The 25,063-nt window shown below is 54.3% G+C and carries 25 protein-coding genes; 9 read left to right on the top strand and 16 right to left on the bottom strand.

Annotated elements, in window-relative coordinates:
• Positions 1–89: 89 nt before the first annotated feature.
• The 7 genes from rhaD to rhaM all read left to right on the top strand — a co-directional run bounded on the left by rhaD (position 90) and on the right by rhaM (position 7,262).
• The gene (rhaD, locus tag HMPREF3178_RS00665) at positions 90–920 is read left to right on the top strand and encodes a rhamnulose-1-phosphate aldolase (protein WP_004107477.1); all 831 of its coding nucleotides are present in this window, start codon (positions 90–92) and stop codon (positions 918–920) included.
• A gap of 81 nt (positions 921–1,001) precedes the next feature.
• Positions 1,002–1,988 (top strand): rhamnose ABC transporter substrate-binding protein, encoded by a 987-nt coding sequence (gene rhaS, locus HMPREF3178_RS00660; RefSeq protein WP_004107475.1) that lies wholly within the window; start codon positions 1,002–1,004, stop codon positions 1,986–1,988.
• A gap of 137 nt (positions 1,989–2,125) precedes the next feature.
• A complete protein-coding gene (locus HMPREF3178_RS00655) occupies positions 2,126–3,637 on the top strand; it encodes a sugar ABC transporter ATP-binding protein (RefSeq protein WP_017145159.1) in 1,512 nt (503 codons plus the stop codon).
• Positions 3,637–4,641, top strand: coding sequence for an ABC transporter permease (locus HMPREF3178_RS00650; protein ID WP_004107471.1), 1,005 nt, complete (start codon positions 3,637–3,639; stop codon positions 4,639–4,641). Before HMPREF3178_RS00655 ends, HMPREF3178_RS00650 begins: the two co-directional genes overlap by 1 nt.
• Positions 4,638–5,642, top strand: coding sequence for an ABC transporter permease (locus HMPREF3178_RS00645; RefSeq protein ID WP_017145160.1), 1,005 nt, complete (start codon positions 4,638–4,640; stop codon positions 5,640–5,642). Before HMPREF3178_RS00650 ends, HMPREF3178_RS00645 begins: the two co-directional genes overlap by 4 nt.
• A 160-nt stretch (positions 5,643–5,802) precedes the next feature.
• Positions 5,803–6,951: a lactaldehyde reductase gene (fucO, locus tag HMPREF3178_RS00640; RefSeq protein WP_017145161.1), complete on the top strand. Its 1,149-nt coding sequence runs from the start codon at positions 5,803–5,805 to the stop codon at positions 6,949–6,951.
• The gene (gene rhaM, locus HMPREF3178_RS00635; RefSeq protein ID WP_017145162.1) at positions 6,948–7,262 is read left to right on the top strand and encodes an L-rhamnose mutarotase; all 315 of its coding nucleotides are present in this window, start codon (positions 6,948–6,950) and stop codon (positions 7,260–7,262) included. Before fucO ends, rhaM begins: the two co-directional genes overlap by 4 nt.
• A 54-nt stretch (positions 7,263–7,316) precedes the next feature.
• Here rhaM and HMPREF3178_RS00630 read toward each other — a convergent pair whose 3' ends face one another.
• The 9 genes from HMPREF3178_RS00630 to HMPREF3178_RS00590 all read right to left on the bottom strand — a co-directional run bounded on the left by HMPREF3178_RS00630 (position 7,317) and on the right by HMPREF3178_RS00590 (position 18,946).
• Entirely contained in the window at positions 7,317–8,681 is a 1,365-nt protein-coding gene (locus HMPREF3178_RS00630; RefSeq protein ID WP_004116819.1) for a NosD domain-containing protein, read from the bottom strand.
• A gap of 104 nt (positions 8,682–8,785) precedes the next feature.
• Positions 8,786–10,174, bottom strand: coding sequence for a glycoside-pentoside-hexuronide (GPH):cation symporter (locus HMPREF3178_RS00625; RefSeq protein ID WP_017145163.1), 1,389 nt, complete (start codon positions 10,172–10,174; stop codon positions 8,786–8,788).
• 71 nt (positions 10,175–10,245) lie between these two features.
• Positions 10,246–11,256 (bottom strand): LacI family DNA-binding transcriptional regulator, encoded by a 1,011-nt coding sequence (locus tag HMPREF3178_RS00620; RefSeq protein ID WP_004107460.1) that lies wholly within the window; start codon positions 11,254–11,256, stop codon positions 10,246–10,248.
• Positions 11,257–11,666: 410 nt separating this feature from the next.
• A complete protein-coding gene (locus HMPREF3178_RS00615; RefSeq protein WP_004107458.1) occupies positions 11,667–13,046 on the bottom strand; it encodes a carbohydrate porin in 1,380 nt (459 codons plus the stop codon).
• A gap of 102 nt (positions 13,047–13,148) precedes the next feature.
• Positions 13,149–13,742 (bottom strand): DapH/DapD/GlmU-related protein, encoded by a 594-nt coding sequence (locus tag HMPREF3178_RS00610; RefSeq protein WP_017145164.1) that lies wholly within the window; start codon positions 13,740–13,742, stop codon positions 13,149–13,151.
• 39 nt (positions 13,743–13,781) lie between these two features.
• Positions 13,782–15,047, bottom strand: coding sequence for an MFS transporter (locus HMPREF3178_RS00605; protein ID WP_024274858.1), 1,266 nt, complete (start codon positions 15,045–15,047; stop codon positions 13,782–13,784).
• Positions 15,048–15,088: 41 nt separating this feature from the next.
• Positions 15,089–17,212, bottom strand: a complete 2,124-nt coding sequence (locus HMPREF3178_RS00600; RefSeq protein ID WP_017145165.1) for an alpha-galactosidase — start codon at positions 17,210–17,212, stop codon at positions 15,089–15,091.
• A 114-nt stretch (positions 17,213–17,326) separates the two neighbouring features.
• The gene (locus HMPREF3178_RS00595) at positions 17,327–18,322 is read right to left on the bottom strand and encodes a substrate-binding domain-containing protein (protein ID WP_004107449.1); all 996 of its coding nucleotides are present in this window, start codon (positions 18,320–18,322) and stop codon (positions 17,327–17,329) included.
• Between the two features lie 75 nt (positions 18,323–18,397).
• On the bottom strand, positions 18,398–18,946 hold the full coding sequence (locus HMPREF3178_RS00590) for a helix-turn-helix domain-containing protein (RefSeq protein WP_004107447.1): 549 nt from the start codon (positions 18,944–18,946) through the stop codon (positions 18,398–18,400).
• A gap of 100 nt (positions 18,947–19,046) precedes the next feature.
• On the opposite strand from HMPREF3178_RS00590, the gene HMPREF3178_RS00585 reads away from it, so the two are divergent.
• Together HMPREF3178_RS00585 and HMPREF3178_RS00580 are read left to right on the top strand one after the other, a co-directional pair.
• Positions 19,047–19,706 (top strand): AzlC family ABC transporter permease, encoded by a 660-nt coding sequence (locus HMPREF3178_RS00585; RefSeq protein ID WP_017145166.1) that lies wholly within the window; start codon positions 19,047–19,049, stop codon positions 19,704–19,706.
• Entirely contained in the window at positions 19,706–20,029 is a 324-nt protein-coding gene (locus HMPREF3178_RS00580; protein WP_004107443.1) for an AzlD domain-containing protein, read from the top strand. Before HMPREF3178_RS00585 ends, HMPREF3178_RS00580 begins: the two co-directional genes overlap by 1 nt.
• A gap of 37 nt (positions 20,030–20,066) precedes the next feature.
• On the opposite strand, the gene HMPREF3178_RS00575 is transcribed toward HMPREF3178_RS00580, so the two are convergent.
• From HMPREF3178_RS00575 to HMPREF3178_RS00545, 7 genes are all read right to left on the bottom strand, one after another.
• The gene (locus tag HMPREF3178_RS00575) at positions 20,067–21,101 is read right to left on the bottom strand and encodes a YiiG family protein (protein ID WP_029496760.1); all 1,035 of its coding nucleotides are present in this window, start codon (positions 21,099–21,101) and stop codon (positions 20,067–20,069) included.
• 131 nt (positions 21,102–21,232) lie between these two features.
• Positions 21,233–21,784: a P-loop nucleotide/nucleoside kinase family protein gene (locus HMPREF3178_RS00570; protein ID WP_016809581.1), complete on the bottom strand. Its 552-nt coding sequence runs from the start codon at positions 21,782–21,784 to the stop codon at positions 21,233–21,235.
• Positions 21,781–22,218, bottom strand: a complete 438-nt coding sequence (locus tag HMPREF3178_RS00565) for a PTS sugar transporter subunit IIA (RefSeq protein ID WP_004107437.1) — start codon at positions 22,216–22,218, stop codon at positions 21,781–21,783. Before HMPREF3178_RS00565 ends, HMPREF3178_RS00570 begins: the two co-directional genes overlap by 4 nt.
• A 9-nt stretch (positions 22,219–22,227) precedes the next feature.
• The gene (locus HMPREF3178_RS00560) at positions 22,228–22,497 is read right to left on the bottom strand and encodes a hypothetical protein (protein ID WP_016809582.1); all 270 of its coding nucleotides are present in this window, start codon (positions 22,495–22,497) and stop codon (positions 22,228–22,230) included.
• 56 nt (positions 22,498–22,553) lie between these two features.
• Positions 22,554–23,396 (bottom strand): class II fructose-bisphosphate aldolase, encoded by an 843-nt coding sequence (locus tag HMPREF3178_RS00555; RefSeq protein WP_016809583.1) that lies wholly within the window; start codon positions 23,394–23,396, stop codon positions 22,554–22,556.
• Positions 23,383–24,750, bottom strand: a complete 1,368-nt coding sequence (locus tag HMPREF3178_RS00550) for a PTS sugar transporter subunit IIC (RefSeq protein ID WP_004107430.1) — start codon at positions 24,748–24,750, stop codon at positions 23,383–23,385. Before HMPREF3178_RS00550 ends, HMPREF3178_RS00555 begins: the two co-directional genes overlap by 14 nt.
• On the bottom strand, positions 24,743–25,057 hold the full coding sequence (locus HMPREF3178_RS00545) for a PTS sugar transporter subunit IIB (RefSeq protein ID WP_004107427.1): 315 nt from the start codon (positions 25,055–25,057) through the stop codon (positions 24,743–24,745). Before HMPREF3178_RS00545 ends, HMPREF3178_RS00550 begins: the two co-directional genes overlap by 8 nt.
• Between the last annotated feature and the right edge of the window lie 6 nt (positions 25,058–25,063).

The following is a 25,063-nucleotide window of genomic DNA, read 5'->3' as shown; positions in this document are numbered from 1 at the left end:
GATAAGCCATTTACGGCGCAATCCGGGGGCTCACACATATTCAGGGCGAGGGGCCAACCCCGCGCCGAATCAACAGGAAAGACAAGACTATGCAGACCATTATCGACGCCTGGTTCGTCCAGGGCATGATTAAAGCCACTTCCGACGCCTGGCTGAAAGGCTGGGACGAGCGCAACGGCGGCAACCTGACGCTGCGCCTCGACGAAGCGGATATTGAACCCTACGCGGCGGATTTCCACGCTAAACCGCGCTATATCGCCCTGAGCCAGCCGATGCCAACGCTGGCCAACCAGCCGTTTATCGTCACCGGTTCCGGTAAATTCTTCCGTAACGTCCAGCTCGACCCGGCGGCGAACCTCGGCGTGGTGAAAGTCGACAGCGACGGCGCGGGATACCATATTCTTTGGGGTCTGACCAACGATGCGGTACCAACATCCGAGCTACCGGCGCACTTCCTGTCGCACAGCGAGCGTATCCGCCTGACCAACGGCAAAGACCGGGTGATCATGCACTGCCACGCCACTAACCTGATTGCCCTGACCTACGTGCTGGAGAACAACAGCGATCTGTTCACCCGTAAGCTCTGGGAAGGCAGCACCGAATGCCTGGTGGTCTTCCCGGACGGCGTCGGCATCCTGCCGTGGATGGTGCCGGGCACCGACGAAATCGGCCAGGCCACCGCTGAGGCGATGCAGAAACACTCGCTGGTGCTGTGGCCGTTCCACGGCGTTTTCGGCAGCGGCCCCAATCTGGATGAAACCTTCGGCCTGATCGATACCGCCGAGAAATCCGCTGAGGTGCTGGTGAAAGTCTATTCAATGGGCGGGATGAAACAAACCATCACCCGCGAAGAGCTGGTCGCTCTTGGCAAACGCTTCAACGTTCAACCGATGCAGTCCGCGTTAGACCTTTATCAATAACAACATCGCGCCCCGCTCACCGAGACGGGGCGAAACATCACCTGCAAACCCTACCAAACTGACTCTTGTGGAGTAAAAGCAATGAAAACAAAGACAAGCTTGATCCTCACCGTTGCCATCCTGGCGTTGTCCGGTTCCGCTTTAGCCGAAGTCAAAATCGCCCTCGTGGCGAAATCATTGGGAAATGGATTCTTCGAAGCAGCGAACGTCGGCGCGCAGGAAGCGGCCAAAGAGTTAGGCGATGTCAAAGTGATCTATACCGGCCCGACCACCACCACCGCCGAAGCACAGATTGAAGTGCTGAATGGTTTGATCGCCCAAGGGGTGGATGCGATCGCCATTTCCGCTAACGATCCCGATGCCGTGGTGCCGGTGCTGAAGAAAGCGATGCAGCGCGGCATTAAGGTGGTCTCCTGGGACTCCGGCGTCGCGCCGGCGGGACGCCAGATCCATCTTAATCCGTCCAATAACGCCTTGATTGGCGAAACCAACGTTAAGCTCGCCGCCGATGCGCTGAAGGCGCTGAACGTGGAAAAAGGCGATGTGGCGATTTTAAGCGCCACCCCAACCTCCACCAACCAGAACATCTGGATTGAGGAGATGAAAAAGGTGCTGCCGCAGTATCCGTCCGTCAATCTGGTGACCGTCGCCTACGGTGACGATCTGTCGGATAAAAGCTACCGCGAAGCGGTGGGCCTGCTGAAGTCATATCCTGACCTGAAAGTGATTGTTTCGCCTTCGTCGGTGGGGATCGTTGCCGCCGCGCAGGCGGTGAAAGATCAGGGCAAAATCGGCAAGGTCTACGTGACTGGCCTGGGGCTGCCATCGGAAATGGCGGGGGCGATTAAGTCCGGCGCCAGCAAAAGCTTTGCTATCTGGAATCCGATCGACCTTGGCTATGCCGCCACGTATCTGGCCGACGATTTAGTCAAAGGCACGGCGACCAAAACCGAAGCCAATATGGGCAAGCTGGGCAAAGTGAAGCTCGACGCCGACGGTAGCGGCGCGATGGCCGAACCGTTCGTCTACGATGCGAGCAATATCGATAAGTTCTCGAAGATTTTCTAACCCTGCTTCCTCACCCCGGCCCGCTCCCGAAGGGAGAGTGAGAAAGCCAGGCCCTCTGCGCAATGCTGGCAGAGAGCACTGAACGGTTCCCTCGCCACTTTGGGGAGAGGGTTAGGGTGATTTTACGGAGAACTATCATGTCAGCATCCACCCCACTGCTGTCGCTTAAGGGCATCACCAAGGTTTTCCCCGGCGTGCGCGCACTTGAGAACGTACAGCTCGATCTCTGGCCCGGCAAAGTCACCGCCTTAATCGGCGAAAACGGCGCGGGCAAATCCACGCTGGTCAAAGTGATGACCGGTATTTATCAGCCCGAAGAGGGCGAGATTCTCTATAAAGCGATCCCTATCCAGCTGCCGACCCCGGAGTCAGCGCACAAGGTCGGGATCACCGCCATTCATCAGGAAACCGTGCTGTTCGACGAGCTGTCGGTCACTGAAAATATTTTCGTCGGCCAGTATTTGCATCGCGGTCTGCTGAAGAGGCTCGACTGGCCCGCCATGTACCGCAAAGCCAGCGAGATTCTCACCCGCCTGGAGGTGCAGATTGACCCGCGCGCGACGTTGAAAACCCTCAGCATCGCCCAGCGCCATATGGTGGCCATCGCCCGGGCGCTCTCCTTTGAAGCCCTGGTGGTGATCCTCGATGAGCCGACTGCCGCGCTCTCACAGCATGAAATTCTGGAGTTTTATCAAATCGTTGAGCGCCTGAAGCAGGACGGCAAAGCGATTCTTTTTATCTCGCATAAGTTTGATGAGATTTTCGAGCTGGCGGACTACTACACCATTCTGCGCGACGGCGTTTACGTCAGCTCCGGAGCGATAAACGACATCACCGAAGAGCGGATGGTGGCGATGATGGTGGGCCGCGCGATTACCCAAACCTACCCGAAAGTTGACTGTACCCCAGGGGAAACGGTGCTGGAGGTGCAAGACCTCTGTCACCCCACCGAGTTTGCCCATATCAATTTCAGCCTGCGCAAAGGGGAGATTCTTGGCTTTTACGGCCTGGTGGGCGCCGGGCGCACCGAGCTGATGCAGGCGCTCTCCGGGGTCTCGACCCCCTCCTCCGGCAACATCGTACTGAAGGGCAAAGCGATGCGCTTTCGCCAGCCGGTCGACGCCATCAACGCCGGTATCGTCTGCGTGCCGGAAGAGCGGCAGAAACAAGGGGCGATTATCGCCCTGCCGATCGCCCAGAACATCAGCCTGCCGCAGCTCAGCAAACTCAACCCCAACGGCGTACTGAACGACGCCCGCGAATGGCGGCTGGCGGATGAGTACGCTTCGCGCTTACAGGTCAAAGCTTTTAGCTGGCGGCAGGCGGTGGAAACCCTTTCCGGCGGCAATCAGCAAAAAGTGGTGATCGGCAAATGGCTGGCGACCCATCCCGAGGTGATTATCCTCGACGAACCGACCAAAGGCATCGATATCGGTTCCAAAGCGGCGGTGCACCAGTTTATGTCCGAACTGGTCAGCCAGGGGCTGGCGGTCATTATGGTCTCTTCGGAGCTACCGGAAGTGATGGGCATGGCCGACCGGATTATCGTGATGCACGAAGGGCTGATGGTCGCCGAGTATCGCGCCGGTGAAGCGACGGCGGAAACCATCGTCAGCGCCGCCAGCGGCGCCGGTCGGGAGGCAGCGTAATGGGTAAACAACTGCTTAAACACCGCGAAGCGCTGCTGGCGGCGGTGATCATTTTGATGATCGGCGCTATCGGCAGCCGGGCGCCGTCGTTCGTCTCGCCGGGCAATCTGGTGGAGATGTTTAACGACACCGCCATTCTGATCATCCTCGCCCTCGGGCAGATGATGGTGCTGCTCACCAAAGGCATCGATCTGTCGATGGCCGCCAATCTGGCGCTGACCGGAATGATCGTCGCTCTGCTCAACGCCCACTATCCGGGTATCCCGGTGGCGGCGCTGCTGGCGCTGGCGACCCTGCTTGGCCTGCTGATGGGGATGATTAACGGCCTGCTGGTCTGGCGGCTCGGTATTCCGGCCATCGTGGTCACGCTGGGCACCATGAGTATTTATCGCGGGATTATCTTTCTGCTTTCCGAGGGTAGCTGGGTTAACTCGCACCAGATGAGCGCCGATTTTCTCGGCCTGCCGCGCGCCTCGCTGCTGGGAATGCCGCTGCTGAGCTGGTGCGCCATCGCCGCGCTGCTGCTGGTAGGCTATTTCCTGCGCTACAGCCGCACCGGCCGGGCCTTGTACACCGCGGGCGGCAACGCGACGGCGGCGTACTACACCGGGATTAACGCCGGGAAGATGCAGTTTGTCAGCTTCTGCCTCTCCGGCGCGCTGGCCGGGTTCTGCGGCTATTTGTGGATCTCACGTTTCGCTGTCGCCTATGTCGATGTCGCCAACGGTTTTGAACTGCAGGTGGTCGCCGCCTGCGTCATCGGCGGCATCAGCACCATGGGCGGAACCGGTCGCGTGCTCGGCTGCCTGTGCGGGGCGCTGTTCCTTGGAGTGATTAATAATGCGCTACCGGTGATCGGTATTTCGCCGTTCTGGCAAATGGCCATTTCCGGCGCGGTGATCGTCATTGCGGTGCTGCTTAACGAACGAGGCAATAAAGGCCACGGACGGTTAATCCTGCGCGACGCGGCATTAGCCCGACAGAAACAGGCGGTGAAATCATGAGCAAAATGATGATGTCTGAAGAGATGAAAAGCGTCCCGGCCGCGCCGTCGCCGCTGCGCCGCTTGCTGTGCTGGGAAGGTTTTCTGCTGGCGGTAACCCTGGCGGTATTTATGGTTAACGCCCTGGCATCCCCCTGGTTCCTTAATATCTGGAATCTGTCGGACGCCACGTTTAACTTCACCGAAAAAGCGATCATCGTGCTGCCGATGGCGATGCTGATTATCGCCAGAGAGATCGACCTTTCGGTAGCCTCGACGATGGCGCTGAGCTCAACGGCGATGGGCTTCTGCGCGGCAGCGGGTATGGATACGCCGCTGCTGGTGGCCGTCGGGCTGGGCGTGGGGCTGCTGTGCGGCCTGTTCAACGGTATCCTGGTGACGCGCTTTAACCTGTCGTCGATTGTGATCACCATCGGCACCATGAGCCTGTATCGCGGGATAACCTACATTCTGCTGGGCGACAAGGCGCTCAATCACTACCCGGACAGCTTCTCCTGGTTTGGCCAGGGCTACGTGTGGGGCGCTCTCTCTTTTGAGTTTGCGCTGTTTATCCTTCTTGCTGCCGCCTTTACCTTCCTGCTGCATAAAACCAACTTTGGCCGCCGGACCTACGCCATCGGCAATAACCCGACCGGAGCCTGGTACTCCGGGATTAACGTCAAGCGCCACAACCTGATGCTGTTTGCGCTGGTTGGACTGATGGCCGGCCTGGCGGCGGTTCTGCTGACCTCAAGGCTCGGCAGTACCCGCCCGACGCTGGCGATGGGCTGGGAGCTGGCGGTCGTCACGATGGCGGTACTCGGCGGCGTCAATATTCTCGGCGGTTCCGGCAGCATGGTGGGGGTGATTATCGCCGCTTTCCTGATGGGGCTGGTGACGTTTGGCCTGAGCCTGCTCAACGTGCCGGGCATCGTGATGTCGATCATCATCGGCGCGATGCTGATTGTGGTTATTTCGCTGCCGATTATTACCCGGCGGATTTTGCAACGAAGACGGATTTAATTTCCCCTTCACCCTAAATCCCGGAGGCGGTGCTACGCACCTGTCCTGGCTACCGGCCTGCAGACGCCAGTGAACCTGTAGCCCGGGTAAGGCGCCAGCCGCGACCCGGGAGCGGGTGAAGGGAAACGGATTACCCAAATCAACATTAAGGAGAATTATCATGAGTTTTATGTTGGCACTACCCAAAATCAGCCTCCACGGCGCGGGCGCAATCGGTGATATGGTTAAGCTGGTGGCAGGTAAAGGGTGGGGTAAAGCGCTGATCGTCACCGACGGTCATCTGGTCAAGATGGGTCTGCTCGACAGCCTGTTTACCGCCCTGGATGAACAGCAAATGTCTTATCATCTGTTTGATGAGGTGTTCCCTAACCCAACGGAAGCGCTGGTGCAAAAAGGCTACGCGGCGTATCGCGAGGCCGGGTGTGATTACCTTATCGCCTTCGGCGGCGGCAGCCCGATCGATACCGCTAAAGCGGTGAAAATCCTCACCGCCAACCCGGGGCCATCGACCGCCTACTCCGGCGTCGGCAAAGTGAAAAACGCCGGGGTGCCGCTGGTAGCAATCAACACCACAGCAGGAACAGCCGCGGAGATGACCAGCAATGCGGTCATTATCGACGCCGAACGTCAGGTGAAAGAGGTGATCATCGACCCCAATATCATTCCCGATATTGCCGTCGATGACGCCAGCGTGATGCTGGATATCCCGCCGTCCATTACCGCCGCCACCGGCATGGACGCGCTGACCCACGCCATTGAAGCTTTTGTTTCCGTTGGCGCGCACCCGCTGACCGATGCCAATGCCCTGGAAGCGATTCGCCTGATCAACCAATGGCTGCCGCAAGCCGTGGACGACGGGCACAATCTTGAAGCCCGCGAGCAAATGGCGTTTGGCCAGTATCTGGCGGGCATGGCGTTTAACAGCGCCGGTCTTGGCCTGGTGCATGCGCTGGCTCATCAGCCAGGCGCTACCCACAACCTGCCGCACGGCGTGTGCAACGCCATACTGCTGCCGATCATCGAAAACTTTAATCGCCCGAACGCGGTTGCCCGTTTCGCTCGCGTCGCGCAGGCGATGGGCGTCGATACCCGCAGCATGAGCGATGAGGCAGCCAGCATGGAGGCCATCAACGCCATCCGCGCGCTGAGTAAACGCGTCGGCATCCCGCAAGGCTTTAGTCAGCTTGGCGTTAGCAAAGCCGATATCGAAGGCTGGCTGGACAAAGCGCTGGCCGACCCGTGCGCGCCGTGCAACCCGCGCACCGCCAGCCGCGACGAAGTCCGCGAACTGTATCTGGAGGCATTATGATCCGCAAAGCTTTCGTGATGCAGGTAAACCCGGACGCGCATGAAGAGTATCAGCGCCGCCATAATCCCATCTGGCCGGAGCTGGCAGCGGTGCTGAAAGCCCACGGCGCGCACCATTACGCGATTTATCTCGATAAAGAGCGCCATCTGCTGTTCGCCACGGTGGAGATTGAATCCGAAGCGCGCTGGAACGCCGTCGCTGGGACAGAGGTGTGTCAGCGCTGGTGGCAGCATATGCGCGATGTTATGCCGGCCAATCCGGACAACAGTCCGGTAAGCGCGGAGCTCAAAGAGGTGTTTTATCTCGATTAAATCCATGACGGCCCCGCTGCATTTAGCGGGGCCACCGCTTCAGATCGAAGAGCGTTACATCGTTCCGGGAACGGGCGTGGCCCTGAAGGCGTTTACCGCCCTGTCCATCAGCACCCGATCGTCGCTTCCGCTATCCAGTATCGTGTTTTGCGCGGATTCTTTTTCTACCTGCACGGCAACCGCATCAAGCTCCTTTAACCTGGCCGTCGTCAGCAAAGCGCTGACCTGCGCCGCAAAGCAGGCATCCTCTTCGGAGGGCTGCGCCTGCGCCGCTGACGTCTCCGTGGTCGCCACGATATGGTTATTCGCAATATAATTCCCTTTCCCGGAAACCAGCCGGATGATGACCGGTTTTATTCCCAGCGGCTTGAGATACTGGATATCAATCGTTTCGGAAATATGATTGGCAATCAACGAATTATGACTACCATTGATATGCAGCAGACCATAGGCATCATCCAGGCCGTTGTCATAGGTCTGCATCGGCGGCCAGGGTTCGCGATCGCGGAAAAAATGATTGGCCGCGATGAGATTCTCCGCACTGTTATTCTCCAGTACCAACATCCCTGGATAAAATGAGTGCAACCGATTACCGGTCACGGTAGAACGAACAACGCCAGATAAATGAACGCTGCTGGCGCCACGCGGAAAGATATTATTGCCAGAAATTAATAACCCACCAAAGTTTTGGGCATAAATCGAATAGCCTTTATAGCCTGCGCCAATCAGGTTATCGGTTATTTTAGAAGCCTGTCCAGCGCCACGAAGCTCGATGCAGTTGCCGCATTCGGCGATAAAGTTATTATGGATCGCCATAGCATCACTATTGTACGTCGTGAGACCATGCTCAAGATAGATAAATCCCATGCCGGTAATCCGGAAAGCATCCTGAGCGCTGGCGATATAAATCCCGGTTTTGCCGTTAATATAGCTATTTTCCGGATCGTTGTTTCCCAGCCCATCATCAATAAAATGCAAGCCATCAATACAGAAGTTTTCAAACGCCACTGAACTTATTCGCGGTGCTCCGCTGCGTTTCACGTAAAATGCAGCGCCAGCGTGTTCTTCATCACCGGGCTGCGGGCAAAGATCGACCAGGATACGGCTGCCACCCGGCCATATATCATGCAAATTCGCCCACTCGTCAGCCGGCGTATTAAAGCGAATACTTGAAGAGACAAACCCGTGTCCGGCGCCCATTATTTTTAAATAACTGATATCAATCAAAACCTGAGTCGTCAGATGATAATCGCCGGGCGGGATATAGATAGCGGCGCCGGGTTTTCCACCATTATTCATGTCGGTTGCGGTTTGCCGATTTTTAATATCGAGGATAATACTGTTGATAACTTCGCCGATATCCTTATACGGATTACCGATATGCCACTGCGTCACGTCATAATAATTATTATGCGTCATGAAGAACCTCCTCTGCTATGAACAGAAAATCAATTAAAAAAAACTGTTTTGATTAACACTGATATTTAATGATAAATAATACGTATAGCCTGATCCGCTGGCGATTAATCGCGTCCTTTTTCCAGTTCACGTTTTGCAAGATCGGCTTTGATTTTTTCAAGGAACGTGTTATTCAGCTTGAAGTAGCGCACCAGATACGCGCTGATGAAATAGCTCACCATCGGCAGTAGTGAGAACATCATGACAATGCCCCGAATGGTCTGCGCATTTTGCTGCGGCTCATTAGCGACATAGCCGGTAAACGCCAGAATCCACGCGACGATAGCGCCGGCCACCGCCAAACCCATTTTCAGCATAAAAAGGTTACCCGCGAAGGAGATACCGGTCAGGCGCTTGCCGAACTTCCAGTCACCGTAGTCATCAACGTCGGACATCATCGCCCACAGAATCGGGCCTGACTGAATTAAATGCAGAACGTTAATAATGATGAATAACGCCATCAGCGGGGTCAGGGATTGCGGATCGATAAACCACAGCGCAAATGACAGAACACCGAGAATAATATTAATAATGCGGAACAGCGCGAGTTTATCAAAGCGATCGGTCAGCGGTTTGGCAAGCACGCTGCCAAGCATATTACAGGCCACGCCCAGCGCCATAAACAATGTGATAAATCCGACAGAGGCCTTCATCACATAGGTAGCATAATAAATGGTGACGCCGCCGCGGATGAAGGCCGGGAAAACATTTAGAAAGGTTATAGAGATCATCAATAGCCACTGATCGTTCTTGATAATATCCCGCAGGTCTTTCTTTAATGACTCGTTTTCCTTAACCGACACCACGCGCTCTTTTATGCTGGAAAAGCAGAAGAGAAACATCAGGGTTGCCGCGCCGCCCATAATCATCATCGTCAGCTGGAAACCGGAGGCGCGGTCGCCATTACCCAGCCAGTCCGTTAACGGCAAAATAGATGAGGAGATAATTAACGTTGCCAGCCCGTTAAGGAAAAAACGCCATGACAGGCAGCCCATACGCTCTTTCTGATTGAGAGTAATCACGCCGCCGACCGAGCAATAGGGAATATTGATCGCGGTATAAATCAGCGACATCATTAAATAGGTGACCCAGGCATAGATAATCTTGCCATTCATGCTTAGTTCTGGCGTAGTGAACATCAGCACCGCACCCAGCCCAAACGGAAACGCCATCCATAATAACCATGGGCGGAACTTACCCCAACGGGTCACGGTGCGGTCGCAGATGGCCCCCATCAGCGGATCGCTAAAAGCGTCAAAGATACGGATAACCAGGAATAAGGTCCCCACAACTCCGGCACTTAAGCCATACACGTCGGTATAAAACCAGGTCAGATACAGTGCCAGCACGCTCCATATCATTCCTGATCCGGCGTCACCCATGCCGTAGCCGATCTTCTCCCTCAGCCCCAGCTTTTCATAAGCGCTCGGCCTTTCCATTGCGGTAGCAGACATAAATATACCTATTTTTTTATTAAAAGGGACCCATGGCGCCAGTCGTCGCGCCATTGCTAAACATAAATCTTTTACAGGGTAGTAATATTAATTTTTACGCTGCTCTCACGAATAATTAACCGAGAGACAATTTCGTGCATTTCAATACTGTCCGGCTGCTGTTGATATTTCACCATCTGGAAAGCGAGATGAGCGATTTCACTTACCGGCTGCGCAACGCTGGTAATTCTTTTTGTTTGCGCCAGCAAGGTATTATCAAAACTGGCAATCGCAATATCTTCTGGAACGGCGATGCCTTTTGCTTCTAGCCCATCGATAAGATAGTTTGCCGCAATATCGTTATAAACTAACAGACATGTACAGGTTCGCTTCGGCTCGCTGAGTTTCTCAATAATATCATCAAGAATGCTTATATGACCTGAGACCTTCTCACCCTCACCTTTTGTTATCCAGAACGAATTATCTTTGGCAAGCTTTAAACCGTGACTCGCTATTTTTTTGCTGTACGACGATACCTTGCGGTTATCAACGCCTTCCTGTGCAACAAAACCAAATGCAACATGTCCGGTGTGTATGAAATGCTCCGCAATACTTTCAGCCCCGCGATCCTGATTAATCGATACAGAATTAAAGAACCGGGACACCTGCGTAACGACGACAACCGGGATTCGGGTAATAGTTAACCATTCTGAAAGACCGGCTTCTGCTTCTGTCGGCACCCATAGCAAACTGTCAATGCCCATCCCCACCAGGGTATGAATAATATGCTTATCTTGTTGCGGTTGATTCTGGTGCGTTTTGACGATCACCGATTTACCGATGTACCGGGCCTCTTCTTCCACTGTCGCTAACAGTTCACAGAAGTGAGGATTGACCAGATTAGGCACAACCACACCAATCAGTCCGGAACATTTACCGCTAAGCTGAAACGAACTTTTGCTGGGAACATAGCAAAGATAATCCATCGCCTCCCGCACCGCCTTACGCGTTTCCGCGACCACGCTGGGATGATTATTCAGGACTCGTGATACGGTTGCCGTCGAGACCCCAGCTCTTTTTGCTACGTCTTTAATCGATGCCATGGTAATTGAATACGCCTTCTGACTCCTGGAGCTCACTATAAATTGTGAGCTAAATCGAAAATGTAAGCCAGTTCACATGTTGTCGCGTTACATGGAATGACGTTTAGCCTTCGCAATTTTATTATTCCTTACATAGCTTAAAGACCGGACTATACAAAAGCATAACTCAGCGTAAAAGAATAATATATTATGTCAAAAAAATATTGCTGGTGGTCGTGTGGGATTTAGCTGAAAGATATTGAACGCATGAAGGCACCTCATCCTTTTTGCCGAGTAAACGACAGAGTTTCAGATGACATCTTCACTCAGGATGAGGCATGAGAAGTGCTGGCTTAATTATATATAGCGGCTACCGTTCGTTAAAGTAATGTGCAATTTAATAGAATGTACTCTGGCTATAACGATAATTATCAGAAGAAATACTTAAAGCGCACCCGCGCGCCGTAGCGATCGTCATCATCCCCCTGACTCAGCTTGTCGTCGCTGTCGAGAAAGGAGTAATAAGCGCCGAGATAAATATTAAAGTTCTGCATGTTCATGACGTTCGGAATTTGATACGAGGCGTGCAAAGTATGAATATTGTAAGTGCCCTGGTCCTTAATCCAGCAGTCGTTCTCGCAAATCACGCCGGCATAATCGCTGATTTTATTATGCGCGTAGATATATCCCAGCTCAAAGCGCCGCCATAGCGCGTTCACCCCGGAGGTGAAATCCTTCTCGTTATTGGCATCCATATAAGCGGTATTCAGGTTTACTACCACACCGTCCGCCGGGTCGCTCTTCAGGCCGTTCCAGGTCATGGTCAGGCCATAGCCGGTGCGGTCAGACTGATCGACGAAGTGACCCTGCGTATCTTTATAGCCGTAGGCATTCTGTACCACGTTCGCTTCCACGGCCGCCGCAACGGAAAATTCATCCTTTGCCCAGGACACCACCGGACGCAGGTACGCCACGTTCTTTTTCTGCTCCATGTCGCGACCGTGATAACCGCCGTCGTTATACAACGAAGTACCGTCTTCCAACAGTGTATTAAGCTCAAAATACCAGTTATCTAACTGTTTACTCAGCAAGAAGTTACCGCCTGCGTCAGAACGACCGCGTCCCTCTTTCATCATATAGATATAGCCATGTCCGTCACTGTACAGGTCGTTAGCGGTATTTCCTGAGTGCTCAACGAAGGTATCCTGATTTAGCGGGAACATATCGTACGCCTCAAAACGCCCCACTTTCACCTTCCAGTCGTTCTCCTGACCAAAGAAGAAAACCGCATCATCAAGGTTCATCGAACCGGTCATGTCCGCTAGCGGCTGGATAGAGAACCCGGCAAAATAGCCGTTTTCCATTTTACGGATACCGTCAAAACCGAGCAGAATGCGGCCGTTTAAATCCCACTTATCATAGGTTGTATCGCTGCCAACGTCGGCATTGGTCATGGCCAGCAAGCCATGTTTGCTTTCCGCATCCATATTGAATTCGACATCGCCGTAGATTTTCAGATCGCCATAGCCGGATAATTTCAGCTCAGGAACTGAAATATTTTTTTTACTCTCAGCGGTCGGGGCCATGCTTTTAACCGCTACGCTGGTTTGCGCCGCCTGTATAGCGGAATTCTGCTTCGCCTGTAAATCCCGCACCTGGCCTTCGGCCACCGCCGCCCGGCTTTCAGCGGCGGCAAGCCGCGCTTCAAGCAGCTCCATCCTTTGTTCCAGCGTCAGATGATTATTTTTCGCTACCGCTGAACCGGTTATCAAAGACAAACCTATGGCTATCGATAATGCTGTTTTATTCATTTTTATTTTCCGGAGGTAAAAGAGGGCCAGGTGAGTCATAAACTCACCCGTATATATTTTTATTTTTTATATCAGGAAGATTTTCTATTTTATTATTGAAGTTCAGCCTGCGAACAGCTGATATTTATTTTTATCCTCATCGGTAATGTCTCTTAATACCCGACAAGGGACGCCTGCGGCGACAACATTTGCCGGTATGGAACGGCTCACCACGCTCCCGGCGCCAATGACCGAGTTTTTTCCGATAGTGACGCCAGGATTGATAATCACCCCGGTGCCCAGCCAGACGCCGTCTTCAATAACCACCGGCAAAGAGAACTGCTGCTGGGTGTGGCGCAGATCCGGATGGATCGGGTGGCCGGCGGTTGAAATCGTCACATTTGGCGCAAACATCACGTTATTACCAATGGTGATCTCAGCATCATCAACCAGCGTCAGATTAAAGTTAGCGTAAAAATTATCGCCAATGGAGATGTGAGTTCCGTAGGCAAAATTAATCGGTGGTTCTATCCAGCATTCTTTACCCACGCGGGCAAACATCCGCTGAATAATGTCGTTTCTTAATTCCTGGTTAAACGGATGGGAGTGGTTGTACTCATAGGCTCGCGCCTTCCCCATCAGCCGCTGCTGCGGTAAGCCATATCCTGAATCAATATAGAGCTCGCCGCTGTTCATTCTTTCTTTCATATCCATCATACAAACCGCTCCTGTCACGGTGACTAATTGCTCCGTTGGCTAAACCGTCATAGCGCTATCGCTAATCTTTTCCGGCTTTGCCTTACCCGATAAGGTAAAGGCGGATATTAGCGTAACGGCCAGGGCAATTCCGCCGAGGATCATATAGGTGTCCTGGAAGCCGATGCGGTCATACATGTTGCCGGCAAAAGCGGAGAGGAAGATCGCCGCCACCTGTTTGGAAAACTGGAAGCCAACCAGATAAATCGTCGCCGACAGGCGGACGTCAAATACACCGGTGATATATTTAAAGGCCCCTACCAGCAGGAACGGCACTTCCAGCGCGTGGAGCATTTTCAGCGCCACCACTTCCGCAGCCGTCGTGGCAAACGATGAACCGATCATCCTTGCCGCCATCACCATTCCGGCAATCAGTAACGTATTTTTCGCCCCGATGCGGTTAATAATCCACGGCGAGCTGAACATAATAATCGCGTTGCATATTTCCCCGGCGGTGGTCGCAAAACCAAAAGCGCGGGTGCCCGATTCAGGGGTGGCAAAAAAGGATTTAAAGAAGGTGGCAAACTGCTGATCGAAGACATCATAAACGCAGGCGACGCCGATGACGTACAGAATAAACATCCACATTTTGCGCTGGCGGAACATGCTCACGGCAGTTTTTAAATCCACCGCCGGACGATTGGCCCCTAAAGAATCCATCACCTGTGCGCTCTGACTGGCCTGCGGTTTAGCGATAGCCACCAGCACAACCAGTACCAGCGCGGCGGCGGAGCCCATCCAGAACACCCACTCCGGGTTAACGCTGAACAGCATCCCCGCCGTGGTGGCGCACAGGGCCCAGCCGAGGCAGCCAAAAGTCCGCGCCTTGCCGTATTCAAACCCGCTATTGCGGCTCACGCGTTCGATATAGGCCTCCATCGCCCCGGCGCCGGCGGAGAACACAAAGCCAATATAGGCTCCGCCGCTCAGCGCGCCGAGCCAGATATTGGTTTTCAGCAACGGCGCAAAAACGTAGAGGAAAAAGGGCGCGATCAGCACCAGCAGCACGGTGACAATCCACATCAGATGCTTTTTCAGCCCCAACTTATCGGAGATCACGCCCAGTATCGGCTGAAAACAGATAGCAAACAGCGACAGGCTGGAGAAAACAATCCCGGTCTCGGTTTTATTCAGGCCGATGACATCCGATAACCAGATCGGCAAAAACGGAAAGCAGGTGGCCATAATGAAAAAGTAGAGAAAGAAGAACAGCCCGAAAATCCAGAAATTGGGGTTGTTTTTATGGGTACAGACGGTCGGGTTCATGGTGTATTCCTCAAAAAGGGCCGCCGCGCGGCCCGTCGTCATCACACGCGTTGCAGGCCAATCAAAATGGCGCTTTCCGGGTCAAGGATTGGCAGCGCCAGCCCCGCCAGTTGCAACCACTCGCCGCTTACGGTCTGCGGCGTCGTCATCCATTCCGGCAGCTTACGCATGGTGTGGCCGCCCTCTCCCGTAATCTGAATATTCGGATGGTCGAGCAGCGTGACCTGGTAGCGCGCTCCCGCTTCCAGTCCCGGCACGCGCAGCGGCGCCATCAGGGTGTAGTCCGGCATCGCCAGCTGGCTGACGAGGAAAATCGCCTGGCTCCGGTCTTCGCTTACCACGCCGTGCGCCAGCGTCGTGGCGTCCGGCATATCGATACGCCACTGCACGCCGTGATGAATCACATCGCGCCACTGCTTATGCAACGCCGCGTATTTGCGGTAGCCGGCACGCTCTTGTTCGTCAGCGCTTACCGGGTCCAGCTCAAGCCCCATATGGCCGAACAGCGCCGTCAGGCCGCGAAACGCAATGCTGTGCTGGCGGAAGGTGGCGTGACAGTGGCGGTTGCCGATATGCGCGCCCATGACTTCCGGCGGGAAGAAGTAGCTCATGCCGCGCTGGATAGTGTTGCGCTCCAGGGCATCGTTATTATCTGAAGCCCAGAAGCGATGGCTGCGCTTCAGCACTTCGTAGTCGATTCGCCCGCCGCCGGAGGAGCAGGACTCAAATTCAATATGCGGGAAGCGAGCCACCAGCGTATCGAGCAGGCGATAGAACTGGCGGGTTTGCGCATCGGCGGCAGCTTTACCGTTATGCCCGGGCTGTACCAGTTCGCGGTTCATATCCCACTTCACATAATCCACCGCGTGCTCGCCCAGCAGCCAGCTCATCCGCTCCAGCAGATAATCAAAGGCTTCCGGGATATTCAGATTCAGCACAAATTGATGGCGCCCGGGAAGCGGCGTATAGCCCGGCAGCGCCAGCACCCAGTCAGGATGCGCGCGGTATAAATCGGAGTCAGGGTTAATCATTTCTGGCTCAACCCAGATGCCGAACTCCATGCCCAGCGATTTTACGTGGTCGATAACCGGGGTCAGACCGTGCGGATATTTTTGCTCATCAAGATACCAGTCGCCGAGCGCCGCCCAGTCGTCGTTGCGCCCTTTAAACCAGCCGTCATCAATGATAAAGCGCTCAACGCCCAGTTCCGCCGCCTCATCCGCCATGCGCATGATGTACTGCGGGTCGTGGTCGAAATAGATCCCTTCCCAGGTATTGAGATGTACCGGGCGCGGTTTGTTGCCCGGAAAGCAAATAATCCGGTCGCGCAGATAACGATGGAACTGCTGGCTCATGCCGTTCAGCCCCTGCGCTGAATAGCTACCGTAGAGGTGCGGAGTCCACAGGGTTTCCCCCTCCGCCAACGCCATTTCGCCCGCCAGATAGAGCGCTTCCGCCTGCAGGTAGCGACGGCCATCGGTTTTCACTTCCGCCCGCAGGCGATGGTTACCGCTCCAGCCCAGATGCACGCCCCATACTTCCCCCTGCATCTCGCTAAAGGCCTGGCTGCCGGTAATCAGCGCCGGAAAATGTTCATGGGAAGTGCGTCCGCGACGGTTTTCCAGCACGAAGCTGTCATGTTCAAGGAGCAGACGATGGGGCTGGAATTCGCGGATCCAGCGGCCATGAAAGGCCATGACTTCGCGGGCGCGCTCGGCGACCGGTAGAGTGACGGCCAGGCGATCTACCTGCCACGGCTGCGGACGCAGGTTGGTCAAGCCATGGCGAACGCTCAGCACGCCGCTGTTATCAAGCTGAATTTCACTGCATAACCGCAGACCTGCCTGAGCATCTTCACTGATGATGGTTAAATTCTGCCCATCCTGCGCCACCTCGGTCGTGGTGAACATCGGCGAAGCGTCCAGCCCCTGACGGTGGCCTTCGATGCCCGGCGCGCCGAACAGGCCGTGACCCAGCTCAGCCATTAAGGTCACCGGTGAATCCACATCAAGACGACCATTGGCCACCGGGCGGGCAATGCTCAGGGCATCCTGCGGCGAAAAATGGCTTAAATGCGGCCCCCAGTAGATAATTTCGGCGAACGGGCGGGTTTTGATCACCACATCAACCGCTGCGCTTTGCAGGCGTAAAATCGAATCAGACATCAGACTTCTCCACAACAAGGAATAGCTTACTGTTGATCCGAAACGTTTCGGACGCCAACCAAAACGTTTCGGATCCGTGATCGAGTTCAGGAAATTAATCTGACGGGAGGGGAATCAGGCAGTTTCGCCGGGGATAAATTCAGGCTGCCAGAGCACCTGGAGAGAGGCGAGATCGTCGCCAGCGATTAAGCGGCGAACCATGCTGGCTATCTGGCGGCCCACGCCCTGCCGGGTGGACTGGATCACCGCGCCCACCGGAGTTTCGATGATGCTGTCCTGCGGCAAGCCATCATAAACCACCAGTGAGACGCGATCGGAGCCGGTAAGACGCCCGAGCTGAGCAAGTGCCATCGCCGCGCCGTCGCCGTGGGTGTTGCAATCGGTGACTATCGCCGTAGGCGGTTCGGGCAGACGCAGCAGCTCCATCGTCGCCTGAAACCCTCCGCGGCGGGTGGGCGACACGCTGCGCAGCCAGGTTTCAGCCAGCCCCGCTTCGCGCAGAGCTTGCAGGTAACCATTGCGGCGCTGCGTAATAAACGCCTGATTGTTATTTTCGCTCAGCAGCGCTATACGCTGGTGCCCCTGGCTAATCAGATGGCGGGTTGCGCGGTACGTTCCCGCCTGGTTATCGAAATCAAACCAGGCATAGGGCTGTGGCAGACGGCTGCGCCCCAGGGCGAGAAAAGGAAAGCCGGAAGAGAGCAGCTGAATCAGGCGCGGATCATCGTCCAGGGTATGGGCAACAATCAGCGCATCAACACGACGACTCTGCACCATACGCATATAACCGTGTTTATCGGCCTGTTCGTCATCGGCTATCAGCAGTAAATCGATCTCATAGCGCGCCAGCTCGTGGCTGATTTCGCCTACCATTTCGAGAAAGACGTTGTTATTCAACGGCGCGGGACGCACGGGGAACACCAGGCCGACGGCGTCGATTTTGCCCATTTTCAGGCGGCGCGCAAAGGTGTTTGGCCGATAGCCGCGACGCTGCGCTTCGGCCTCGACGCGGGCGCGCGTCTCCTGCGACACGTCGTCATAGCCGTTCAACGCGCGGCTGACGGTTGTAACCGAGATCCCAAGTTCTTTAGCAATGGCTTTCAGCGACATAAGTTTCCCTGTCTTCGCGGGAGAATGCAGCTAGTGTCCCGCAATACAGCCATGGCGTCCACCCTGCCGCCGTGACTAGTTCTGCTCGGCGACCAATAGCGCCTGGGTATCCGGTTCCAGCGCCTGGAAAACGTGCTCCCGATCGGCGGGATAGCAGATGTAATCCCCCTCTCCCAACTCTTCCGGCGCCTCCGTGAGGCCGACCCGCGCCCGCCCCTGGGTGATAATAATATGTTCCACGGAACCCGGTGGATGAGGGTGAGAGATACGGTCAGCCCCCGGCTGGGTCAGCAGGAGATAGATATCGCGCCGCGCGCCCGGCGGGCAGGCGGCGAGTAAAATCGCCTGATAGTTTGCCTGCTCGGCAATCACTTTCGTCCCCTCGCCGCGGCGGATCACCTGGGTGGTGTTGACCTGCGGCTCCAGCAGCCGGGCAAAAGGAATATCGAGGGCCACGCACAGCGCCCACAGCGTTTCCAGACTCGGGTTACCGTTACCGGACTCCAGCTGCGATAACGTTGATTTGGCAATTCCCGCCCGTCGCGCAACTTCAGCAAGGGAAAGACCGGTGCGCGCGCGTTCACGAACCAGGCTTTTGGCAATCAGGCTAATTGGCTGAGTCATCCAGCCCTCCGTGTTTTTTATAACGAACGTTTCGTTCGTCTTGAAATACGATTCTGTTGCGTTCATTATAATGGAAATTCGTTCGATATGGCTAAAGAGTATGAAACATCACTTCGCCAGTCTTAAAGGCGACACCCTCAGAGCAATTGTTTTAGTCTGCATCGCAGTGGGCATCGTTGGTATGTCCTATGGCTCGCTGGCCATTGCCTACGGTTTCCCGATTTGGGTGCCCTTTGTGCTTTCGGTCAGCGTCCTGGCGGGCGCCTCGGAGTTTATGTTTATCGGCATTGTCGCCAGCGGCGGAAATCCCCTGGCGGCGGCGGCGGCCGGTTTACTGGTCAACGCTCGTCATATTCCCTTCGGCGTGACGGTTCGCGACCTGGTCGGCCAGCGCGCCGCCAGCTTCCTCGGCTGCCATATTATGAACGATGAAAGCGTGGTGTTTGGTCTGTCGCAGAAAACCCCCGAGCAGCGGCGGGCGGCCTACTGGCTGTGCGGTCTGGGCGTGGCGCTGATCTGGCCATTGGGCGCGCTATTGGGCGCGGGGGTCGGCAAACTGCTCCCGGCTCCGGAAACCATTGGCCTCGATGCGGTCTTTCCGGCCATTCTGCTGGCGCTGGTGGTTCCGGCATTTAAAAATCGCACCACCTTGATCCGCGCCTGCAGCGGAGCAGCTCTGTCGCTGGCCGCCGTACCTTTTGCGCCGGTTGGTCTGCCGGTTTTGCTGTCGCTGTTTGGCCTGCTGACGAGGAGAAAATAATGGGCAATATGACGCTGTTTATCGCCGGTATCGCGATTCTGTCGCTGGGCACTTACTTGATGCGCTTAGGCGGAGCGAAGCTCGGCAGCCGGCTGGCCTTTTCTGAGCGCTCACAGGCGCTACTCTCCGATGCGGCAACGGTGCTGCTCTTTTCCGTCGCGCTGGCAACCACCTTCTACGAAGGTGAACATTTTGCCGGGATGGCGCGGGTGCTGGGCGTGGGCTTTGCGGTATTTCTTGCCTGGCGTAAGATGCCGCTGATCGTGGTGATTATCGCCGCTGCCGTGGTGACGGCGCTGCTGCGGATGGCGGGTTTACGATAAAAGCGCCCACAGGCGCTTTTATCGTTCTTCAGCCAGGTTAATCACTCAATGTATTAAACCATCTTACGAGCTGGTTATAGCTCGCCATGAGATGTTCAAAAGAGCCATCCACCATTTGCGGGGCGCCATCCATCAACATGGCTTCCCCAGACGTCAGGGGTGTGTTGTCGCGAACGCGGCGGACGCGCGTTTTGGCATCCAGAAGGTACTTTTCCGCCGCTTCGATAAACGTCGGGGCTCTGATCTCACGCATCCGGGGACCTTTTTTGGTTTCGCCCTGTTTTGATTTCAATTGCTCAATTTGTTCACCCAGATCCTGGACGAGTTTCATCGCAGCATCGGTATTAAATTTATCCGCCTCAAGCGCCTGGTTAACCTTTTTGCTGGTCAACATAATGGATAGCGAATAGTAATCAAAAGACTTGCCTTCTTTGGCCTCAATCTTTTTCAACTGCTGTTCCTGACGGCGGTTATTAATTTCATGAATCGCTTCTGAGTAAGCATCTGATGCGGGTTTGAACGCGGCTAATGCCTGAATAAACTGAGTATGCAGCGCTTTGCCTTTAGCGAAAGCATCATCTTTATAATCTTGCTGTTCGTAATATTTATTCATCTTATTGATGACTTCTGCCAGCTTAATGGATGAATTAATATAAGGTAAAGCGAGATTATCGATAGGATCCAGCGACGGCTTTAAACTCGAAACGTGCGCCATATTGGCCAGGCACTGATCAAACTTTGCGGAAACATCCGTGATACCGCCAACACTCTTTTCTTTTCCGGTGGGACCGACCTTCAGATCGTCTAACCAGCGAGCATAGTATTTAATGCTACGATAAATATCTTCATCGATATCATTATAACACTCAATATATACGCTCATCTTTTCGCTAATAATGCGGTCTGGGCTGGCGTTTTTAACTTCCTTGTTATCTGCACCTGAAGATGCGGATGGACTAGCCGGAGCTGCTGCAGGAGCAGGAGCGCTTTCGGGTAATTTATTATCGTCGCATCCAACAAGCCCCATTAATAAGACGCAGCTTATTGCTGCCGCCAATAAATTCCTTTTCATAACTATCCTTTATTAAAAACAATTAAACCAATCTAAAGACAGGAGGATAAATCATATCGCATAATCGTTTTATGCCGATACAAAAAAAGCGCCCGCAGGCGCTTTTAAACTAATGATGTTATTTAGCCTGACTAAATCTGTGCTGCAATCCAAAGAATAACGCGCTCGATATCCAGCGGTTTTTGCTGATCCACGGTCAATACCGGCCCCAGCCGCATTGGTTCCGCCTGCTGCGCCAGCCGAGCCAGTTCCGGCAGATACTCTTCGCCCGGATGCCCCGGCTTACGATCGTGTAACCGGCTGGCATAGCGCGCCACCGCAAGCTCAGGCGGGATGTGATTCCAGACCTCCAGAACCTTTTCAACGCCCGCTTGTTGTAGCAGCTGCTGCAGCATGTCGCGCGGTTGAAAGCCAAACCAGGCGTCAATAAGCCAGATGCAGCCTGCCGGTGACTGACCGACAATCGACCATATCACTTCATACGCGGCGCAGCCCAGCTGCCGGTTGAAGGACCGATCGATCCCGGTAAAGCACGCCATAAACGGCTCTTTAATACCGTCGATGGCCAGCTGCGGCAGATTAAACGCTGCCGATAGCTGCCGGGTGACGGTGCTTTTACCCGAGGCGGGAATGCCGTTAATTAAAATTACCGTTTTGCAGCCGGGTGTGAGATATCTGTTCATAGCAACGCAACGACCTCCTCCTTGCTGCTGGCGGCCCGCAGCTTCTCCATGGTCTCGTTATTATCGAGCAGAGCGACAATCGCACGAATCCCCTCTTCTATATGGGCATTGCTGTCCTGCGCGCCGAACATAATGACGATATCCGCCTTCTCGCTATCAGCAAACTGAATTGGCTTATCCAGCACAACAAGGCTAAAGCAGTTGCGCTTTACGCCGCACTCCGGTCTGGCATGCGGGATGGCGATGCCCTCATCAAAAACGTAATAGGCGCCATGATGCAGGGTATTATCGATCACCGCCTGACCGTAATCTGCCGAGATATATCCCTTTGCCACCAGCGGGCTGGCCGCCAGTTGGATCACCTTCTGCCAGTCGGACTCCGTGACGCCGACCTGAATCGCATCGGCCTCAATAAGCAGTTCTTTTATCGTCATTATCACTTCCTATATATTACGGCGAATAACATTACGTAACTCATCAATGCGCACAAAAAGCGCATCTATTTCCTGGCGATGCGTATGGCTTTTGGCATATACCGACAGCGCCCGGTTATAAACCAGCATTAATGCTTTCTGTACTTCGCCATTTCCCGGGTCGCCCTGTAATTCGCCTTCCAGCCTGGCGATTTCCCCCGCCAGCTGGCGGGACTGTGCGTCATAATCCTGCGGCGGGCTACTCTCTTTTTTCCACAGGGTTTTCAAAGATTCAAACATAGCGAGCTCCTCCCTGACGGACAGCAGGGCAACGGAATACGATTAAAAATAAAGTATTATTTAAATAGCGCGATTTTTTCCATTAATACCTGGGTGACCGCATTATTCGCCGGAATTAAGAATTTGCGCACGCTGTCGTTAACTTTGCCTTTTTCAAAAGTGGTTTTACATTGATCGACCCACTGAACGTTCATTTCAGTACCGACGTTCACTTTGTTGATGCCTTCCGTTACGGCCAGGCGCATATCATCATCGCTGACGCCGGTACCGCCGTGGAGCACTAACGGTACGCCTGTGGCGGCGCTAATCTCTTTCAGCCGCTGATGCTGGATCTGCGCTTTGCCGGTATAGAGGCCATGTACCGTGCCTACGGAGACCGCCAGCATATCCACCTGCGTCTCCTTCACAAAGCGTTTGGCGTCTTCCACCGTGGTGAAACAAATATCTTCTGCGGCAACGGCTTTGCCATCTTCCGAGCCGCCTATCGCCCCCAGCTCGCCTTCTACCGTGATATTCCGCGGGCGCGCCATCTCCACCACGATACGCGTATTGCCGATATTCTCCTCCAGCCCCAGATGGGAGCCGTCATACATCACTGATGAAAATCCGGCATCCATTGCCGTTTCAATGGCGCTGATATCAGAGCAGTGATCCAGATGCAGACAGGTCGGCACGTTTTCACTTTCCGCGAGCGAGCGCACGGCATCCACCAGTAAACGATAGCCAAGATATTCCGCCGTCCCGGTAGAAATTTGAATCATTAATGGGCTATCGCTTTTTTGCGCCGCTTTAAAAAACGCCGGCAGCATTTCAATACAGTGCAAATTAAACGAGCCAATGGCTTTAAAATCTCTTTCCTGCGCAATTTTCAGAATCGCGTTGAAGTTATACAGACTCATGAATATTTTCCCCTTTTGGCTTAGCTGATTTACCGTTTACGAACCATGCCAGTGCGGCAACAAAAACAATGAACAGAGCAACAAATAGCCAGTTATTCTGGAAGGCGTGGCCCAATACCAGACCGGAACTAATGACGTCAGAATCGCTGAAAGTGACGCCGGTAAAGCCGTAGCTTTCCAGCATCGGCACTAAAATGGCGGGCAGAAAGGTAATAAACAGGCCGTGAATGACGCCGCCAATCATCGCTCCGCGCCGGCCGCCCAGCGCGTTGCCAAACACGCCTGCCGTACCGCCGGCAAAGAAGTTGGTTAACAGGCCGGGCAGGATCATCGCCAGACCAAACATCGGGAATACCAGCATACCGATAATGGAACCGACGGTCGTTGCCAGGAAGCCGACAATCACCGCATTGGGCGCATAGGGGAACAGTACCGGGCAATCCAGCGCGGGTTTTGCGTCCGGGACAATGCGCATGGCGATGCCGCGGAATGCCGGCACCAGCTCGTTAAGCAATAAGCGCACGCCGCTATAGAGAACGAATACCCCCGCCACAAACTGAATAGACTGCATAAAGGCGTACATCAGGTAGTTAATACCACCGGAGAACTGAGCGATATATTCCGGGCCTGCGGCAAGCGCGGGAATGAGGTACATCGGCACCATTACCACCGCCATCGCAAGGTAGGTATCCTGGAGGAACTTAAAGTTATCAGGTAGCTCAAGATCTTCGGTTGAGCGGGAACCTTTCCCGACCACTTTAGCCACCGCCGCCTGCACCAGATAGCCGATGGTGCAGAAGTGCCCCAGCGCCACATCATCGGAACCGGTAATACGTCTGACCACCGGCTGCGCAAGAGCGGGCATCAATACCGCCATTACGCCGCCGAAAATACCGCCGGTTAAAATCAGCGACAGTCCGGTCAGCCCGGCTTTATAGCCTATTACCGCGCCGATGGTCGCCATCCACAGCAGAGCCTGGCCGGTCAGGAAGATATATTTGAGCGGCGTCAGGCGGGCGATAATAATGTTAACGGCAAAAATGACCATCAGGGTCAGCGCCACTTCGGAACCTAATTCACGATTGGCTAACCCGGCGATGGCGGCAACATCAGTAATGTAGCCTTTCATGCCGAATCCCTGGGTGAAGATATCGTTAAGGAACGTTAGCGTGGCGACAATAATGTTGATTCCGGCCATCATTATTAAGAAACCGAGCAGCGTTTTAAAGGTTCCCTCCGCCGTTTTGCCCGCTGATTTTTTTTGCAAAATCAGGCCCAGCATCGCAATAAATGCAATTAATATCGAAGCCTGGCCGAGCAAATCTTTGACGATAAACTCTACAAAGCTATTCATAATCTGCCACCTTCAGGTTACGCTCTTTTAAGAATGCGACGATTTTGGCTTCAACCTCATCTTTGTCCGTCAGTTTATGCAGTACCACCACACGTTTAATTTCCTCCTCACTAGCATCTGCGGTTAATATATCGGCAAAGGTTTTTTGCGTCAGAATCATGTCTGATTTAAACGCCCCGGCTTCGGAAATTGTGGTATGTTCAATTTGCGCCGGAATTTCCAGTTTCTTTAAAACCGCCTTCGCCGTCATTTCGATGGCAAAGCTAGAACCGAGGCCGCAGCCACATACGCAAAGAATTTTCAGCATGTAGGG

The organism is Klebsiella sp. HMSC09D12, assembly GCF_001808475.1.
GTDB classification, from domain to species: domain Bacteria; phylum Pseudomonadota; class Gammaproteobacteria; order Enterobacterales; family Enterobacteriaceae; genus Klebsiella; species Klebsiella oxytoca.
Note: the sequence above shows the minus strand (reverse complement) of the source record. Positions and strands in the feature narration are given on the sequence as shown.

Excerpts from the sequence above, each read along its gene's own strand:
- rhaD (WP_004107477.1), top strand. The coding sequence starts at position 90 with ATGCAGACCATTATCGACGCCTGGTTCGTCCAGGGCATGATTAAAGCC.
- rhaS (WP_004107475.1), top strand. The coding sequence starts at position 1,002 with ATGAAAACAAAGACAAGCTTGATCCTCACCGTTGCCATCCTGGCGTTG.
- HMPREF3178_RS00655 (WP_017145159.1), top strand. The coding sequence starts at position 2,126 with ATGTCAGCATCCACCCCACTGCTGTCGCTTAAGGGCATCACCAAGGTT.
- HMPREF3178_RS00650 (WP_004107471.1), top strand. The coding sequence starts at position 3,637 with ATGGGTAAACAACTGCTTAAACACCGCGAAGCGCTGCTGGCGGCGGTG.
- HMPREF3178_RS00645 (WP_017145160.1), top strand. The coding sequence starts at position 4,638 with ATGAGCAAAATGATGATGTCTGAAGAGATGAAAAGCGTCCCGGCCGCG.
- fucO (WP_017145161.1), top strand. The coding sequence starts at position 5,803 with ATGAGTTTTATGTTGGCACTACCCAAAATCAGCCTCCACGGCGCGGGC.
- rhaM (WP_017145162.1), top strand. The coding sequence starts at position 6,948 with ATGATCCGCAAAGCTTTCGTGATGCAGGTAAACCCGGACGCGCATGAA.
- HMPREF3178_RS00630 (WP_004116819.1), bottom strand. The coding sequence starts at position 8,681 with ATGACGCATAATAATTATTATGACGTGACGCAGTGGCATATCGGTAAT.
- HMPREF3178_RS00625 (WP_017145163.1), bottom strand. The coding sequence starts at position 10,174 with ATGTCTGCTACCGCAATGGAAAGGCCGAGCGCTTATGAAAAGCTGGGG.
- HMPREF3178_RS00620 (WP_004107460.1), bottom strand. The coding sequence starts at position 11,256 with ATGGCATCGATTAAAGACGTAGCAAAAAGAGCTGGGGTCTCGACGGCA.
- HMPREF3178_RS00615 (WP_004107458.1), bottom strand. The coding sequence starts at position 13,046 with ATGAATAAAACAGCATTATCGATAGCCATAGGTTTGTCTTTGATAACC.
- HMPREF3178_RS00610 (WP_017145164.1), bottom strand. The coding sequence starts at position 13,742 with ATGATGGATATGAAAGAAAGAATGAACAGCGGCGAGCTCTATATTGAT.
- HMPREF3178_RS00605 (WP_024274858.1), bottom strand. The coding sequence starts at position 15,047 with ATGAACCCGACCGTCTGTACCCATAAAAACAACCCCAATTTCTGGATT.
- HMPREF3178_RS00600 (WP_017145165.1), bottom strand. The coding sequence starts at position 17,212 with ATGTCTGATTCGATTTTACGCCTGCAAAGCGCAGCGGTTGATGTGGTG.
- HMPREF3178_RS00595 (WP_004107449.1), bottom strand. The coding sequence starts at position 18,322 with ATGTCGCTGAAAGCCATTGCTAAAGAACTTGGGATCTCGGTTACAACC.
- HMPREF3178_RS00590 (WP_004107447.1), bottom strand. The coding sequence starts at position 18,946 with ATGACTCAGCCAATTAGCCTGATTGCCAAAAGCCTGGTTCGTGAACGC.
- HMPREF3178_RS00585 (WP_017145166.1), top strand. The coding sequence starts at position 19,047 with ATGAAACATCACTTCGCCAGTCTTAAAGGCGACACCCTCAGAGCAATT.
- HMPREF3178_RS00580 (WP_004107443.1), top strand. The coding sequence starts at position 19,706 with ATGGGCAATATGACGCTGTTTATCGCCGGTATCGCGATTCTGTCGCTG.
- HMPREF3178_RS00575 (WP_029496760.1), bottom strand. The coding sequence starts at position 21,101 with ATGAAAAGGAATTTATTGGCGGCAGCAATAAGCTGCGTCTTATTAATG.
- HMPREF3178_RS00570 (WP_016809581.1), bottom strand. The coding sequence starts at position 21,784 with ATGAACAGATATCTCACACCCGGCTGCAAAACGGTAATTTTAATTAAC.
- HMPREF3178_RS00565 (WP_004107437.1), bottom strand. The coding sequence starts at position 22,218 with ATGACGATAAAAGAACTGCTTATTGAGGCCGATGCGATTCAGGTCGGC.
- HMPREF3178_RS00560 (WP_016809582.1), bottom strand. The coding sequence starts at position 22,497 with ATGTTTGAATCTTTGAAAACCCTGTGGAAAAAAGAGAGTAGCCCGCCG.
- HMPREF3178_RS00555 (WP_016809583.1), bottom strand. The coding sequence starts at position 23,396 with ATGAGTCTGTATAACTTCAACGCGATTCTGAAAATTGCGCAGGAAAGA.
- HMPREF3178_RS00550 (WP_004107430.1), bottom strand. The coding sequence starts at position 24,750 with ATGAATAGCTTTGTAGAGTTTATCGTCAAAGATTTGCTCGGCCAGGCT.
- HMPREF3178_RS00545 (WP_004107427.1), bottom strand. The coding sequence starts at position 25,057 with ATGCTGAAAATTCTTTGCGTATGTGGCTGCGGCCTCGGTTCTAGCTTT.